Genomic DNA, 15,478 nt, shown 5'->3' on the forward strand with positions numbered 1-15,478 from the left:
GCTCGGCCAGGGCGACATGCTCTACATGGCGGGCGGCGGGCGCATCTCCCGCGTCCACGGCCCCTTCGTCTCCGACGACGAGGTCGAGGGCGTCGTGGCCCACCTCAAGCGCCAGGGCCAGCCCGACTACCTCGACGCCGTCACCCAGGAATGCGAGGAGGGCGATGCCGCGGGCGAGGCCGCCGCGCCCGGCACGCTCGACGCGGAGGAATCCGGCGACCTCTACGACCGCGCCGTGGCGATCGTGCTGCGCGACAAGAAGTGCTCGACCTCCTACGTTCAGCGCCGGCTCGGCGTGGGTTACAACAAGGCCGCCTCGCTGGTGGAGCGGATGGAGAAGGAGGGCATCGTCGCGCCCGCCAACCAGACCGGGAAACGCGAGATCCTGGTCGGCGGCGGGGTCGACCGGGGCGCCTTCGACCTCGACGGAGATCGCTGAGGACGCCGAGGCGGGGCGCCAGGACCCCGCCCCGTGACGGCGCCGCCGGGCCTGCCCAGGACGGAGGCAGCGACGGCCGGACGTCTCACAAATGCCACACCGAAGCCCTATCGCGCCGACCCATGCCCAGACGGAACCATCGCATGAATCGTTCGCTCCCGATCGCGCTCTCGTTCGTCGCCCTGATCGGGGGTCGGGCGCTCGCCGATTCGAAGCCGCTCAACCTGCAGTCCGTGAAGGTCGTGGCGCCGAAGCCGGTCGGCAAGGTCGAGCCCATCGATGCCGAAGCGCTGATCGCCAAGGCCAACGCCTATTTCAACGACGACAGCACCATGATCGCCCGCTTCACCCAGATCGGCGGCGACGGGCGCCGGACGGACGGCCAGCTGCTCGTCGACCGCCCCGGCCGCATGCGCTTCGCCTACGCGCCCCCGGCCACGCTGGAGATCGTCGCCGACGGCAGTTCCGTCGCGGTGATCGACCGCAAGCTCCACACGCAGGACCTGTATTTCATCGGCCAGACCCCGCTGAAGTTCCTGCTGAACGACCACGTCGACCTCGCCAGCGACACCAAGATCACGGGCGTTTCGGGCGACGCCACCACGGCCTCCATCGACATCGAGGACCGCTCCACCTTCGGCGGCACCTCCAAGATCCGCCTCACCTTCGATCGGCAGCCCTTCGCCCTGAAGCAGTGGACGGTCGTGGACCCGCAGGGCTACGAGACGGTCGTGTCGCTGTCGGACGTCGACCTGTCCACCAAGCCGGACGACAGCCAGTTCAAGATCAACACCGAGCGGATGATGGACATGCGCAAGTGACCGGTCCGCTCCGCGGCGGCGCCCGGAGACCCTCGTGACCCTCACCATCGCGTCCTGGAACATCAATTCGGTGCGGCTGCGCATGCCCATCGTCAAGCGCTTCGCCGAGACGGCACGCCCCGACATCCTGTGCCTGCAGGAGACCAAGGTCCGGGACGAGGACTTCCCCTTCTCGGACCTGCGCGAACTCGGCTACGACCACATCGAGATCAGCGGGCAGAAGGGCTACCACGGCGTCGCGATCCTGTCCCGCTTGCCGCTCGAGGAGGTGACGCGCGGCCCGTTCTGCCGCGAAGGGCATGCCCGCCACATCTCGGCGCGGATCGGGGCCGGGACCGGCGCGGCGGCTGGCCTGCGCATCCACAATTTCTACGTGCCGGCGGGCGGCGACGAGCCGGATCCGGCGGTCAACCCGAAGTTCGACCACAAGCTCGATTTCCTCGACGCGATGACCCGCGGACCCGCCGAGCGCCACCTCGTGCCGGAACGGGCGGTCGTGGTCGGGGATCTCAACATCGCGCCGCTCGAGACGGACGTCTGGAGCCACAAGGCGCTGCTGAAGGTCGTCAGCCACACGCCCGTCGAGGTGGAAGCCTTCGCCCGCGTCCGGGCCGCCGGCGGCTGGGTCGATGCCATGCGGGAGCGCATCCCGCCCGCCGAGAAGCTCTACACCTGGTGGAGCTACCGCTCCCCGGACTGGTCGGCCGCCGACAAGGGCCGCCGGCTGGACCACGTGTGGCTGAGCCCGGACCTGCTGGACGGGCTCGGCGCCATCAGGGTGTTCCGCGAGGCCCGCGGCTGGGACAAGCCGTCCGACCATGTCCCCGTCACGGCCGAACTGCGGCTCTGACGGCGGCGAGCCGCGCACCCAGCCGGGCCACCCAGTAGCGTCGCAGCGGGACGGCATTGGCCGGATAGGCTTCGAGGATCCGCCGCATCAGCGCATGCGGAACCGTCACCACCACGCTGTCCTCGTGGGCCGTGGCGGTCGCCACCTGGACCGTGGGGGCGAACAGGGCGGTCTCGTTCAGCAGCGTGCCGACGCGGGCCCACCGCACCGAAAGGCTCTCGTCCCGGTCCGTGTCCAGCGCCAGCGTCCCCTGGTCGAGCAGCACGGCGGCATCGGCCGGCTCGCCGCGGCGGAACAGCAGGTGCCCGGCCGGCAGGCGCCTCGACTCGGCCGAGAAGGCGAGCAGGCGCAGCGCTTCGCCGTCGAGGCAGGCGAAGACCGGCAGCCGTCGCAGGCGCTCCATCTCGCGTCCGAGTGCCATGGCGGTCCGTCCCCCTCACGCGTTCAGGCGATAGCCGCCGGCATCGGTCACGAGCACCCGCGCATGGGCGGGGTCGTCCTCGATCTTCTGCCGCAGCCGGTAGATGTGGGTTTCCAGCGTGTGGGTCGTGATGCCGGCATTGTAGCCCCAGACTTCCCGCAGCAGGACGTCGCGGCCCACCACCTGCGGGGCCGCCCGGTACAGGAAGCGCAGGATGGCGGTCTCCTTCTCGGTGAGGCGGAGCCGCAGGCCCTTGGCGGTGACGAGCAGCTTGGCGCTGGGCTTGAACGTGAAGCCGCCGACCTGCAGCGAGGCGTCCTCGCTGCCATCGTGCTGGCGGAGGTGGGCGCGCATCCGCGCCAGGAGGCCGGCGAAGCGGAACGGCTTCGACACGCAGTCGTTGGCGCCGGCCTCGAGCGCCGACACGACGTCCTCCTCGGCCCCCGTGCCGCTCAGCATGATGATGGGGCTGGAAAAGCCCTCGGCCCGCATCAGCCGCACCATGGCCATGCTGTCCCGGTCGGGCAGGGGCATCGCCAGGATGACGAGGTCGGGATGCCCGTCGCGCCATGCGGCATCGGCCTCGCCGGCCGAAGCCGCGCCGCAGACGGCGAATTCCGCGTGGCAGGCGATCTGTTCCGCCAGGGTCGCCCGGAGATCGTCGTCGTCGTCGACGATGAGGATCTTTCGGGCTTGGGCCATGGCGCGTCGTTCCGATCGGCATGGGTGGGAGCGGCCGGCACGCCGAACCGCCGTGCCTCACCGGGGCGGTCAGGTTGCTCAAAGACGCGGGCCGGCGCAAGCGCCGAGACGGCGTGCCGTCGCCGCGGCAGCGCCGTCGTGCTAGAGGCTGCTATGCATCATCGACGTCGGCTCGATTGCGGCGCGACGCGCCGCCTCGCAGGAGAAGCCCGCAGCGGGCCCGTCGGCCCCGGCCGGAGCCGGAGCGCCCCAGGCGGGCGTCGCCGCGAAATCCCCGAGGGCCCGGGCCCTTTCCGGCGTTCGGGGCCTCGACCCGATCGACGGCGGCTCGGCCGGGCGCTCGGCGGGTCTCCCGCCGACCATGCGGAAGCGACCCCGGTGGCGCCGCCCTCCCTGGTGCACCACCGCCTTTCGGGGCGGCAGCCGCCGTCCCGCCTCGGGCGCCCGGCCCCTGGGACGGGGCGCTGCCGGCGCCCGCCCCGGACCTTTTGCATGAGCGTCGACGCATGATTCGCATCTACCTCCGCGTGCTCGGGGCGCTCGGGGCCGAGACCCGGCTCGCCGCCGTGCTCGTCCTCGCCAATGCCGTGCTGGCGGCGGCGCAGTTCGGCGAACCCGTGCTCTTCGGCCACATCATCGACCGCGTCACGCGGCCGGGCGGCGACAGCTGGCCGGGGGTCGCGATGCCGCTCGGCGGCTGGGCGGCGCTCGGCCTGTTCAACGTCGCCTGCGGCGTGGCCCTGGCCTTCAACGCCGACCGCCTGTCGCACCGCCGCCGGCTCGACCTGACGGCCGGCTTCTTCGAACACGTGCTGCACCTGCCGACGAGCTTTCACGGCGCCAACCATTCGGGGCGCCTGCTCAAGGTGATGCTCGAGGGGGTCAACGGCATGGCGGGCCTGTGGCTGTCGTTCTTCCGGGACAATTGCGCCTCCTTCGTCGCCCTCACCGTCATGATGCCGCTGTCGCTGGCGGTGAACTGGCGGCTCGGCCTGCTCCTCGTCGGGCTGGTGACGGCCTCGGGGACCGCCACGCTCCTGGTCCTGCGCCGAACCGAAGCGCTGCAGCACGGTGTCGAGCGCCACAACACCGGGCTCGCCGCGCGGGTCGCCGACAGCTTCGCCAACGTTCCGGTGATCCAAAGCTTCACCCGCATCGGCAGCGAGGCCAGAAGCCTGCGCCGCGTCACCGCGGACCTGCTCGCCGCCCAGATGCCGGTCCTGTCCTGGTGGGCCCTGGCCGCGGTGGCGACGCGCGCCGCCTCGACCCTCACGCTGCTGTCGATCTTCGTCCTCGGGCTCGCGCTGCATTTCCGCGGCCTCGCCTCGGTCGGCGAGATCGTGGCCTTCATGAGCCTCGCCGCGGGGCTGATCGCCCGGCTCGACCAGCTCGTGGGCTTCGCCAACACCCTGTTCCTCCAGGTGCCCAAGCTCCGCGACTTCTTCGCCGTGCTCGACACGGTGCCGGCCGTGGCCGACCGGCCCGGCGCGCGCGACCCCGGCCGCCTCCATGGCGCGATCGCCTTCGAGGACGTGGCCTTCAGCTACGACGGCCGGCGCGACGCCATCGCCGGGGTGAGTTTCAGCGTCGTGGCGGGCGAGACCGTGGCGCTGGTGGGCGAGACGGGGTCGGGCAAGTCGACCACGCTCGGCCTCCTGCACCGGGTCTTCGACCCCACGCGCGGCCGCGTGACGGTGGACGGCACGGACCTGCGCGACCTCAGCCTCGGCGGGCTGCGGCGCAACATCGGCGTCGTCTTCCAGGAGCCCATGCTCTTCGCCCGCTCCATCGAGGAGAACCTCAGGATGGGCGCGCTCGACGCGTCGCCGGAAGCGATCGCCTCGGCCCTGCACCGCGCCCGGGCCGCCGACTTCGTCGCCCGCCAGCCAGAAGGCCTCGCCACGGTGCTGGGCGAGCGGGGCCGCTCGCTGTCGGGCGGCGAGCGCCAGCGCCTCGCCATCGCGCGCGTGCTGCTGAAGGACCCGCCCATCCTGCTCCTCGACGAGGCGACCAGCGCCCTCGACGCCGTCACGGAGCGGCTCGTGCAGGACGCGATCGACGCCGCTGCCGTGGGGCGCACGACCTTCATCATCGCGCACCGGCTGTCGACGGTGCGCCGGGCCGACCGCATCCTGGTGTTCCACGAGGGCCGCATCGTCGAGCACGGCGGGTTCGACGAACTGCTGCGGCGCGGCGGCCGCTTCGCCGCCCTGGCGCAGGCGCAGGGCTTCGCGCCGGCGGAATAAGAGGTTTGCCGGCGGATGCCCGTCAACCGGCTGATCCGCCGGGGGCTTCCCCGCCGAGCGTCACGTCCCACAGGCGGCAACCCGGGCCCTCGCGCAGCAGGCGGGCCGAGACGGGATGGGTGGCGCGGAGCTGCGTGAACCAGCTGCGGGCCTCCTCGTCCAACACGAGCAGGTGCCGGTGGCGCGCCACGATGTCCTCCGTCGCGAGCACGCCGGTCGCCAGGGCGGAGCCCGGGGCCGCCCAGCCGTGCAGGATCTCCATGATGTGGAAATCCATCGCGTTGTTCCGCGCCCGGAACGGAAAGCGGACCACGACCTGCCAATCCAGCGGATATAGGATCGCCTGATCGGGCGCATAGCGGGCCCGGACAAGCCAGGCATCGGGGGATTCGGCGACGACCGGCAGGCCGTCGCGGGCGAAACCCTCCTCGAGGAACCGCCCCGCAGCGTCGCTGCACGGGATCGCGCCCAGAGCTTCGCCGGGATCGACGGCGATCTTGCCGACCCCCGACGCGATGCAGACCACGACCGCGACGGCGGACAGGCCGCCGCCGACGTTCCGGCGCAGGGCGGCGAGCCCCGCGACGACGAGCAGGGCGGCCACGGCGACGTTGGGGATGAAGTAGCGCGGCACGAAGAACGGCGTGATGAGCCGCGATCCCACCCATCCGGCGGCGGTCAGCGCGGCAAAGCCCGACAAGGCCGCCACCACCACGGCGATGTCCCGCCGTTCGGCGCAGCACCGCAGGAGCCCCGCGACGCTCGGCGGTCGCAGGACAGCCGCGCAGACCAGCCCCACGCCGAGGAACGGCGTCAGCAGCAGGGAGCCGGTGAGCGCCACGAGGAGTTCCATGGCATCGGGCACCGGGATCCAGCCATAGGGCGTCGCCACGGCGAGCTGGGCCGCGAGCGACAGGGCGATCCAGCCCGCCAGCGTGGCACCGGCCGGCAGCGCCGCGGCGGCGAGTGCCAGGACCAGGTGCCTGTCCCGGTCCACCACGGCCACGAGGCCGGCCGCCGCCAGCGTCGTCAGGACGTAGAAGCCTCCGAAACTGTGGGACAGCGTCGCCAGCACGCCGACCCCCGCCAGAACCGCCACACGCCCGCGCGACGGCCTGTCGACGACGCCCAGCGTGGCCCACAGCGTGCCGACGACCAGCGCCAGGTACAGGGCGTAGGTCCGCACCTCCAGCAGAGCGTAGCCCACCATGCCGTCCACCCCGCAGAGCATCGTGAGGCCCGCCACCACGCTCGCCGGGTCGGCGACACGGCGGCCGATGCGGTACAGAAGCAAGGCCGCCACCGACAGGACGACGAGGTTCGCCGTCCGCAGCACCGCTTCCGGCGCACCCGGAAGCGCATGCGTCAGGGCCCAGCTCAGGGACAGGTAGAGCGGCGGGTTGCCGTCCGCCCCTTGCAGGGCGCCGCTCCAGACGTGAGACAGGCTCGGCGTGTCGATCAGCGTCGTGGTGTAGAGTTCGTCGAGCCACAGGCGATGCCGCGCCGCCTGCCAGATGCGCAGGCCGGCCGCGACCAGCAGCAAGGCGCAGGCCCCGGCAAGCGCTCGGGACGGGGCGGAAGCGAGGCGGCGGCGGGAACGCCCATCGACACCGGAGGGGATCGGGACCGAGGTCGACATCGACGCGCTGCTCCGCGGACGACCGCGCCGCGCCGGAAAGCTTGCTCCAAGAACGTTAACCCGGTCTCGCAGGCGATCGCGCGGCGGCCGGGGCGTCGTCGGCCGGCGGGCGCGACAGGCGTGGCCCGGGGCCAACAATTGCTATAGGACCGGCCGGACCATCCCCCGCTCGCGATCGCCGTCGCGGCCCGTCCCGTGAAACCAGACCGATGCGTCCCGCCGCCCCACCTCCCGCGCCCCAGCACCGGCCATCGACGGGCCCTGCGCGATCCGCTCCGGCCGGAGGCGGCCCAGTTTGCCGGGACTGAGCCTGCCCCGATCGGTCCGCCACCTCCTGGAGCACGGCCTCTTCCGCATCGCCGGCGCCACCTTCCGCGGTCTCGGCCTGCAGCGCGCCTCCGCCGTGTCGGGGCTGCTGTGGCGGGTCGGCGCGCCGCTGCTGAAGCGCCACGGCCGTGCCCTCGGCCACCTCGCCGCCAGCCTCCCGGATACGACGGCGGCGGAGCGCGAGGCGATCGCCAGGGCCATGTGGGAGAACCTCGGGCGCACCTTCGCCGAAGCCTTCTTCCTCCGTGAGATCGCCGCCGAGGGGCGGGTCGACGAGAGCAACCGGGCCGTGCTGGAGGCGTGGCTGGACTGGCCGGGCGGCAAGGTGGCCTGCGCGGCGCATCTCGCCAACTGGGAACTCGCCGTCGCACCCGCCCAGGCCGAGCGGGTCGACCTGTGGAGCATCTACCAGACCCTGAAGAATCCGCGGGTCGACGCGGATGTCCACGCCATGCGCGCCTTCCTGTACCGGGGCGGCCTGGTCGCCAAGGGACCGGGCGTGCCGCGCCAGTTCCTCAAGGTCGTGCGGGACGGCGGCGCGGTGGCGCTGCTGTCCGACCTGCGGGACTATACCGGCGTCGCCGTGCCGTTCCTTGGACGCCCGGCGCCCTCGACCACCTTCCCGGCCCTCCTGGCCGTGGCGGCCGGCGCGCCGGTCCTGGTCTGCTGCATGCGCCGCCTGCCGGGCGTGCGCTTCCTGCAGACCTACACGCTGATCGCCATGCCGGACACCGGCGACCGTGCCGCCGACGTCGCCCAGGTCACGGCCGAGATCCAGGCGGTCTTCGACGGCTTCGTCCGCCGCTGGCCCGAGCAATGGATGTGGGCGCACCGGCGCTGGGGCTGAACGGGGCCGTCGCGGCGCATCACGCCGCCCGCATGACCGCCTCGACCAGCACGCGCGTCGCCGCGCCCCCCGCCTCCGCCACTTCGACCTCCTCGCCCTCCTCGGCGCGGGCCACGGCGGCGCCGAGCGGCGTCGCGATGGACAGGAGGCCGCCGGGGCGGTCGTCCGCGCCCTCGGTCAGCCGCAGCGTCAGCCGGCGACGATCGGGGAACAGCAGGGCCACGCGGTCGCCGATGCCGATCCGCTCGCCGCGCGGCTCCGGCCCGCCCGGGGCGGGCGCCGGGGCTGCCGGCGCGGCGGCGACGCGGTGCTCGACGACCCGCGCCACCGCGGCCCGTCCGGCCTCGCCCGCGACGGGCGCGATGCCGTCCCGCTCCAGCGTGGCGACGAGGTCCGCCATCACCCCGTCCGGGTCCCGGTAGAAGCTCGACGCGAAGCAGCGCCAGAAACGCCAGCCGACGCGCTCCAGGATGCGCTGGCGGCGCATGTCCTCGCGCCAGCGCTCGGGGCCGTGGAAACTGTCGCCGTCGCATTCCACGGCGAGCCGCCGGCCCTCCAGGTCCTCGACGACGAGGTCGATGCGGAAGCCTTGCGAGCCGACCTGGGACTCGACGCGGTAGCCGAGCGCGACCAGCCGGGCCAGCACGTCGCGTTCGAAGCCCGATTCGCAGCGTGCCGCGAGGTCGGCGTCGGGCGGGGCCGACGGCATGGGCCGCTCGAAATGCGCGATCAGCCTGTGTTTGAGGTCGTTGACGGCGAGGTCGTCGGCCGTCACGGAGCGCACCAGCACCAGCCGGTCCCGCGCGCGCGAGGCCGCCACGTTAAAGCGCTGCTCGTAGGGCAGGGTGGTGAGCGAGGTGCGGCGGCTCCGGTCCGCCACCATGGACAAGAAGACGACGTCGCGCTCGTTGCCCTGGAAGCCGGCGCTGTTGGAGCAGAGCACCCGGTGGCGCTGCATGGCCTCCTCGCCGATGCGCTCGGTGAGCAGGACCCTCACCAGCTCCGCCTGCTCGGCGCCGATGAGCGAGATCACGCCGACCGAGCGGCCGGCGCCCTCGGGCCCGGCGATCAGCGCCGCCACCTCCTCCACGATGACGTCGGCCTCGGCGCGGTTGATCTTGCGGGCGCCGTCGCGCTTGCCGTGCGGCACCAGGATGTCGACCAGCGGCGGGTCGAGCCGCTCGCCCGCCGCCGGCACGCGCAGCGGCACCAGCGTCTCGGGATAGAAGCTCATCGAGAAGCGGATGATGGGCTCGACGCAGCGGAAGTGCTCCTTCAGCATCAGCCGGCTGTCCGGGAACACCGCCCGCATCAGGTCGTAGAGGCTTTCGCCCGGCTCCAGCAGCGCCGCATAGGGCAGGCGCGACAGGTAGCGGTGCCGCAGCTGCGCCACCTTGCCCTGGCTGACGAAGGGCGGCGTCGGGCTCACCTGGCGATCGTCGCCGACCGCGAGGATCTTGCGGCCGCGGAGCAGGGCCGGCAGTTCCGTGACGTCGGACTGCGACGCCTCGTCGAGGATCACGAGGTCGAAGGCCGCCATGTCGGAGGGCAGTTGCTCGGCGACGCGCCAGGTCGGCATGATCCAGCAGGGCACGGCATCGTAGCAGCGCGCCATGGCGTCGCGGGCGACGCGGCGGTGCCGGCCCGCGCCCTTGCCGGTCCCCTTGCCGAGGCGGCCCAGCGCCCGGACATATTCGACGAGGGCCGATTTCACCCGGGGCGAGAGCCGGCGTTCGAGCGCCAGGAAGGCCCGCTCGCGCACGAGTTCCACGAAGAGCTTGCGGCCGCGGCGGTCCGCGGCGTCGCGCTCGCGCGCCAGGGCCGAGAGGGCGTCGCTCCGGTCGATGTCGGCGAGGCGCCGCTCCGCCACCGCCCGGTCCCACGCCCGGGCCCAGTCGGCGGGCAGGATGCCGGGCGCCGGGTCCGCGCGCAGGCGGGCGGCCCAGCGCGGCGCGCCGGCCGCCTCGACGGCCGCCGCGGCGGCGCGGATCGCGGCGAAGGCCGCATCGAGCGCCCTGACGTCGCCGATCCGCGCCAGCAGGGCACGCCACAGCCCGCCCACCCTGTCGGCCTGCAGGTCGGCGCGACCGACGAGCTGTTCGGCGATCTGGCGGGCCATGACGGAGGTCCGGTCCGCGCCGGGAAAGCGCGCCGCCAAGGCCTCGATGCCGGCCCGGACCGCGACGAGCCGGGCCGCGCCGGCGGCGGCGTCGAGTTGGGCGGCGAGGCCGCGCGCCGCCGCGGCGTCGCGGGCGAGGGCCACGACGGCGAGGGGATCGAGGCCCGGCAGGCCGAGGGCGGCGAGGGCGGTGCGCGCCGCCTCGGCCCGGTCGAGCAGGCGTGCCGCGGGCCCCGGCCCGCCGGGCTCGGCTCCGGCATCGAGTCCGCTTTCGGCGGCGAGGTGGCGCCACTTCGCCGCGAGGGCGGCGCGGGCCGCCGCGAGGGCGAGGGCATCGGCGACGGCCTGCCAGGCTGCGGGCTCGCGACCGGGCGGCTGGGCCCCGACGCGGATCGCCGCCACGCGGTCCTTGGCGGGCGCGTGGCCGAGCGACAGCCGAGGCCAGGGCCTTTCGCCGCGCGCCGCCCGGGCCACGGCCTCGCGCGCCTCGGGATCGGCCTCGATGCCGGCCGGCAGGTCGACGGCCAGCGCGGCGAGCCGGCCGCGTTCGGCCTCGGTGGCGCGCCAGGCGTCGCAGCAGCCGACGAGGGCCGCGCCCCAGTCGGAGCCGTCCCGCGCCAGGGCCGCGGCGATGTGCGGGGCGAGCCAGGCCTGGCCGGCCAGGGCCTCGGCGGCTTCGGCGAGGTTTCGCAGGGCCGAGGCGGCCCGCGCCGCGGCTTCGGCCGCCGGGGGGGCGACGTGCAGCGGCCGTGCCGGGCCGGCCGCCGCCGCCGCCGCGAGCGCTTCGGCGCCGAGCAGGTCGTCGTGCCAGGCCGCGAGCGCCTCGGCGGCCGGCAGGTCCTTGGGGTCGGGCAGGTCGGCCGCGGCGTGGTCGAGGTGGTCGCCGACGGCGGCGCGCGCCGCGGCGAGGCGGGCCATGAGGGCGGCGTCGAGCCCCGTCTCGCCGACGTAGAGCTCCGGCGGGTCGTCGAACCAGGCGATGGCCCCGCGGTCTTCGGCGAGGACGCGGGCGAGGTCGGCCGGCAGTTCGCCGGCGGGGCCGATGGGCCGGTCCTGCAGGCCCGCGATGCCGTCGACCTCGGCGTCGATGGCGGCGAGGCGGCCCCGGATCTTGACGATCTCGGCCTCGCAGCGGCGGATGGCGGCGAGCCGGATCTCGGGCCGGCTTTCCTCGACCACGGCCTGGATCTCGCGGAGGGCGCCTTCGACCTGGCGCAGGCCCTGGCGCTCGCTCGACAGGATCGCGATGGTGAGCGGCCGCACCTTCTCGGGCAGCTGGTCGCGCAGCACACTGAGCGCCGCCTCGCCGCGCGACACCACCAGCACGCGCTGCCCCAGGGCCATGGCGTGGCAGATGATGTTGGCGATCGTATGCGTCTTGCCGGTGCCGGGCGGCCCCTGCACGACGAGGCCCTCGGCCTCGGCGAGGCGGTGCACGATGGCGACCTGGTCGTCGTTGAAGGGCTTGGGAAAGAAGACGTCGCCGGGCGCGGGGCCGAAGGAGGGGGCGGCGTCCGGCCCCTGGGTGTCGCCGAGGGTCGGCCCGAGCGCCGTCCAGCCGGGCCCGACGGCGTCGGCGGGCGGCGTGACGAGCCGGGCGGCGAGGCCGTCCACGGGACGCCCCGCCTCGGCGGCGGCGCGGAACCGGGCGATGTCGTCGAGCACCACGTGCTGCGATCGAGGCCGCGCATAGAGCACCCAGTCGCCGGCGATCTCCGGTCCGGTGCCGCCCGGGGATGGCTCGCCCTCGGCACGGTAGGACCCGTCGGCGGCGAGGCGCGCGGCGGCGAGGCGGAGCAGGGGCTCGAAGCTGTCCGGGCGGAAGGGCGACAGCCCGTCCTCGGCCTCGGCCCGGGCGAGATGGGCCCGGACGGCGGCTTCGAGCTGGCCGAGGCCCTCGCAGCCCATCTCCTCGTAGGGCTTGAGGTCGACGCGGGGCTCCGCCCCGGTCGGCCGGACCGTCAGGCGGCCGTCCTCGCCGAGCTCGATCTCGACCGCGCAATCGACGAGCGGCCGTTCGACCGTGCGGGTCTCGCCCCGCCACCGCACCGTGCCGATGCCCCAGACCGCCTCGACGGCGCCCTCGCCGCCGCCGAGCTCCAGGACCTGCTGCACCCGGTAGAGCTGCCCGTAGAGCGCCGCGGTGCGGCGGCGGAGCCGTTCCGCGGCGGCCCAGTCCGCCCAGCACCCGTCGCGCCCGATCCCGTCTTGCCCGATCCCGTCGCGCCAAGCGGCAAGCTGCTCGCCGAGGCCGGGCTGCTCGGCGAAGCGCAGCCGGAGGTCGTAGTCGCCGTGTCCCTCGCCCCCGTCCCGGGCCGGCACGGGGGCGAAGTCCTCCTCGGCCGCCCGGTCGGCGGCGAGCAGCGCCGAGCGCTCGCCGGCCGTCACGGTGCGGAGGATCTCGGGCTTCGGTTCGGGGAGGGTGTCGGGATCCGCGATCTCCGCGAGCCAGGGCGCGAGGCCGGGCGGGGGCGGGGGCGGGGGCACGCGCGGCAGGCGGTCGACGACCATCCAGGCTGCGGCCTCGCCGTCGCCGACGTCGAGCGCGATGCCGGGCAGCCCGGCGACGTCGGCCGAGCGGATCGCCATGGCGGTGCCGTCCGGGAGGCGGTGGTCGGCCAGGCGGAAGGCCACCCGCTCGTCGAGCCTCACCACCTGCTCGATATAGTCCAGCAGGTCGACGAGCTTCTCGGCGCCCGTCCTCGCGTCCGCGGCGGTGTCGAATGCGTTCAGGGGTCCGTCCTCGGCTGCGCCATCCCCAGCACAGAAGCCCGGATGGGCGCGCCAAGGCAAGCCGTGGCGCGCCCCCCGTTCACCGTCGCGCGTGAAACGGGTCGCCTCCGCGCCGCGGCATTGCTAAAGGGGAGCCCGTCCGCCGGCGTGCGGGCCGGCTCGAGACAGCGGCGGAACCAGACGTGAACACAGCAGGGCCGGGGTCGGCGCGCGGGAGCGCGGGACCCGCACTCCTCCACCACTTCGCCGAGGCCGGCTACGAGACCGTGGAGCCGCCGTTGCTGCACGACGCCGGCACCTTCCTCGACCTCGGCGGCGAGGACATCCGCGCCCGCCTCTACCTCACCACCGATGCGTCGGGCGCCGAGCTCTGCCTGCGGCCCGAATACACGATCCCGGCCGCCCGGGCCTACCTCGCCTCCGACGCCGCCGGCCGGCCGGCGGCCTTCAGCTACTGCGGCCCGGTGTTCCGGATGCGGGCGAACGGGCCCGGCGAGTTCGCCCAGGCCGGGCTCGAAAGCTTCGGCCGGTCGGACATCGCCGCCGCCGATGCCGAGATCCTGGCCCTGTCGCTCGACGCCGTGGAGCGCTGCGGCACGCGCCTCACCGGCGTGGCGCTCGGCGACGCCGGCCTCGTCTCGGCCCTGCTCGACGCCATCGACCTGCCGCCGCTGTGGCAGCGCCGCCTGAAGCGCGGCCTCGAGAAGGGGCAGGGGCTCGATGCCGTGCTGCGCGGGGCGCCGACGCGCCGCGCCGAACATTCCGGCCTGCTGGCCGCCCTGGCGGGGGCCGAGGGCAAGGACGCCCACGCCCTCGTGGCCGACCTGCTCGCCATCGCCGGCATCGCGGCCGTGGGCGGCCGATCGGTGGGGGAGATCGCCGACCGGTTCCTGGCCCAGGTGGCGCAGGGCGCCGCGCCCGACTTCGGCGACGAGCGCCGGCGCGTGCTCGCCGCCTTCTTCGCCGTGACGGGCGAGCCCGACCGGGCGTCGGGCCAGATCCGGGCGCTGGCCGAGGAGGCCGGGCTCGACCTCGGCCGCGCCCTCGACCTCTTCGACGAGCGCACCGGCTTCATCGCCGCGCAGGGCGTCGACCTCGGCCGGCTCGTGTTCCGCACCGCCTTCGCCCGCAACCTCGACTATTACACGGGCTTCGTCTTCGAGGCGCATGCCGTCTCCCCGGACGGGCCGGTGATCGGCGGCGGCCGCTACGACCGGCTGGCCCAGGCGCTCGGCAGCGCCGACCCCGTGCCGGCCGTGGGCGCCTCGATCTGGCTCGACCGCCTGGACCCGGAGACGACCGCGTGAGCGCCGACAAGCCCTTCGTCCTCGCCGTCCCGTCCAAGGGGCGGCTGCAGGAGAACGCCTTTGCGTTCTTCGCCCGGGCCGGACTGAAGCTCGTCCAGGGCGGCGGCAGCCGCGACTACCGCGGGCAGCTCGCCGGCTTCGACGGGCTCGAGGTGGCGTTCCTGCCGGTGTCGGAGATCGTCGCCAACCTCGGCGAGGGCTCCGCCCATTTCGGCGTCGCCGGCGAGGACGTGCTGCGCGAGGCCATCCCGGACACCGACCGCTCGGTGGCCTTCCTGTCGCGGCTCGGCTTCGGCCATGCCGACGTCGTGGTGGCGGTGCCGCGTGCCTGGATCGACGTCCGCACCATGGCGGACCTCGAGGACGTCGCGGCGAGCTTCCACGCCCGGCGCGGCCGCCGCATGCGGGTCGCCACCAAATACGTGAACCTCACCCGTCGCTTCTTCGCCGAGCGCGGCGTCGTCGACTACCGCATCGTCGAGAGCCTCGGCGCCACCGAGGGCGCGCCGGCGGCGGGCGGCGCGGAGCTCATCGTCGACATCACCACGACGGGCGCGACGCTGCAGGCCAATGCCCTGAAGGTGCTCGACGACGGCACGATGCTGCGCTCCGAGGCCAACCTCGCGGCCTCGCTCAAGGCCGAGTGGAGCGACGGGCACCGCCGCACCGCGCGCGCCCTGCTCGGCCGCATCGCCGCCGAGGAGCGGGCCCGCACCACGCGCGAGCTGCGCGCCCGCTTCCCCGGGGCGGCGCCCAGCCTCGAAGACGAGACCTTGGTGGGGTTCGGCGCCGAGATCGTCGGCCGCGAGGACGGCCGCCTCGTGCTGCGCGGGCCCAAGGCGCGGGTGCCGGAGATCGCCGACTGGCTGATCGGGCAGGGGGCCGCCGAGGTGGCGGTGGCGCCGCTCGACTACGTGTTCTCGGCCCGCGACCCGCTCTTCGAGGCTCTGGTGGCGCGGCTGGGGTGACGGCCGGCCCTGAGTCGGGGAGTCGCAGGCCGGAACCGCGCGCGAATCGGGGGATTCCC

The 15,478-nt window shown here is 74.4% G+C and carries 11 protein-coding genes; 7 read left to right on the forward strand and 4 right to left on the reverse strand.

Annotation, left to right across the window (positions count from 1 at the left end; all coding sequences use genetic code 11):
- From D3272_RS20795 to D3272_RS20805, 3 genes are all read left to right on the forward strand, one after another.
- Positions 1–439, forward strand: a 439-nt coding sequence (locus D3272_RS20795; protein WP_165361449.1) for a DNA translocase FtsK, incomplete at its 5' end; no start/stop codon positions are given.
- A gap of 143 nt (positions 440–582) precedes the next feature.
- Entirely contained in the window at positions 583–1,260 is a 678-nt protein-coding gene (locus D3272_RS20800) for a LolA family protein (protein WP_129221139.1), read from the forward strand.
- 34 nt (positions 1,261–1,294) lie between these two features.
- The gene (locus D3272_RS20805; protein ID WP_129221140.1) at positions 1,295–2,110 is read left to right on the forward strand and encodes an exodeoxyribonuclease III; all 816 of its coding nucleotides are present in this window, start codon (positions 1,295–1,297) and stop codon (positions 2,108–2,110) included.
- Here the strand turns inward: D3272_RS20805 and D3272_RS20810 are convergent.
- The gene (locus D3272_RS20810; protein ID WP_129221141.1) at positions 2,088–2,531 is read right to left on the reverse strand and encodes a cyclic nucleotide-binding domain-containing protein; all 444 of its coding nucleotides are present in this window, start codon (positions 2,529–2,531) and stop codon (positions 2,088–2,090) included. The genes D3272_RS20805 and D3272_RS20810 overlap by 23 nt on opposite strands.
- Before the next feature lie 15 nt (positions 2,532–2,546).
- Entirely contained in the window at positions 2,547–3,233 is a 687-nt protein-coding gene (locus tag D3272_RS20815; RefSeq protein WP_129221142.1) for a response regulator transcription factor, read from the reverse strand.
- A 506-nt stretch (positions 3,234–3,739) separates the two neighbouring features.
- Here D3272_RS20815 and D3272_RS20820 point away from each other — a divergent pair.
- Positions 3,740–5,479: a glucan ABC transporter ATP-binding protein/ permease gene (locus D3272_RS20820; protein ID WP_129221143.1), complete on the forward strand. Its 1,740-nt coding sequence runs from the start codon at positions 3,740–3,742 to the stop codon at positions 5,477–5,479.
- A gap of 22 nt (positions 5,480–5,501) precedes the next feature.
- On the opposite strand, the gene D3272_RS20825 is transcribed toward D3272_RS20820, so the two are convergent.
- Positions 5,502–7,022 carry a glycosyltransferase family protein gene (locus D3272_RS20825; protein WP_165361450.1) on the reverse strand — a complete coding sequence of 507 codons (1,521 nt, stop codon included), beginning with the start codon at positions 7,020–7,022 and terminating at the stop codon, positions 5,502–5,504.
- A gap of 391 nt (positions 7,023–7,413) precedes the next feature.
- Between D3272_RS20825 and D3272_RS20830 the strand changes: the two genes are divergently transcribed.
- On the forward strand, positions 7,414–8,292 hold the full coding sequence (locus D3272_RS20830; protein ID WP_165361451.1) for a lysophospholipid acyltransferase family protein: 879 nt from the start codon (positions 7,414–7,416) through the stop codon (positions 8,290–8,292).
- Between the two features lie 19 nt (positions 8,293–8,311).
- On the opposite strand, the gene D3272_RS20835 is transcribed toward D3272_RS20830, so the two are convergent.
- Positions 8,312–13,204, reverse strand: a complete 4,893-nt coding sequence (locus D3272_RS20835; RefSeq protein WP_129221146.1) for an AAA domain-containing protein — start codon at positions 13,202–13,204, stop codon at positions 8,312–8,314.
- 122 nt (positions 13,205–13,326) lie between these two features.
- Here D3272_RS20835 and D3272_RS20840 point away from each other — a divergent pair, with 122 nt between their 5' ends.
- Both D3272_RS20840 and hisG read left to right on the forward strand, forming a co-directional pair.
- Positions 13,327–14,451: an ATP phosphoribosyltransferase regulatory subunit gene (locus D3272_RS20840; RefSeq protein ID WP_129221147.1), complete on the forward strand. Its 1,125-nt coding sequence runs from the start codon at positions 13,327–13,329 to the stop codon at positions 14,449–14,451.
- Positions 14,448–15,419 (forward strand): ATP phosphoribosyltransferase, encoded by a 972-nt coding sequence (hisG, locus tag D3272_RS20845; RefSeq protein ID WP_129221148.1) that lies wholly within the window; start codon positions 14,448–14,450, stop codon positions 15,417–15,419. The genes D3272_RS20840 and hisG overlap by 4 nt, the downstream gene beginning before the upstream one ends.
- The last annotated feature ends 59 nt before the right edge of the window (positions 15,420–15,478 follow it).

This window comes from Lichenibacterium ramalinae, assembly GCF_004137085.1.
In the GTDB taxonomy this organism is placed as follows: Bacteria; Pseudomonadota; Alphaproteobacteria; order Rhizobiales; family Beijerinckiaceae; genus Lichenihabitans; species Lichenihabitans ramalinae.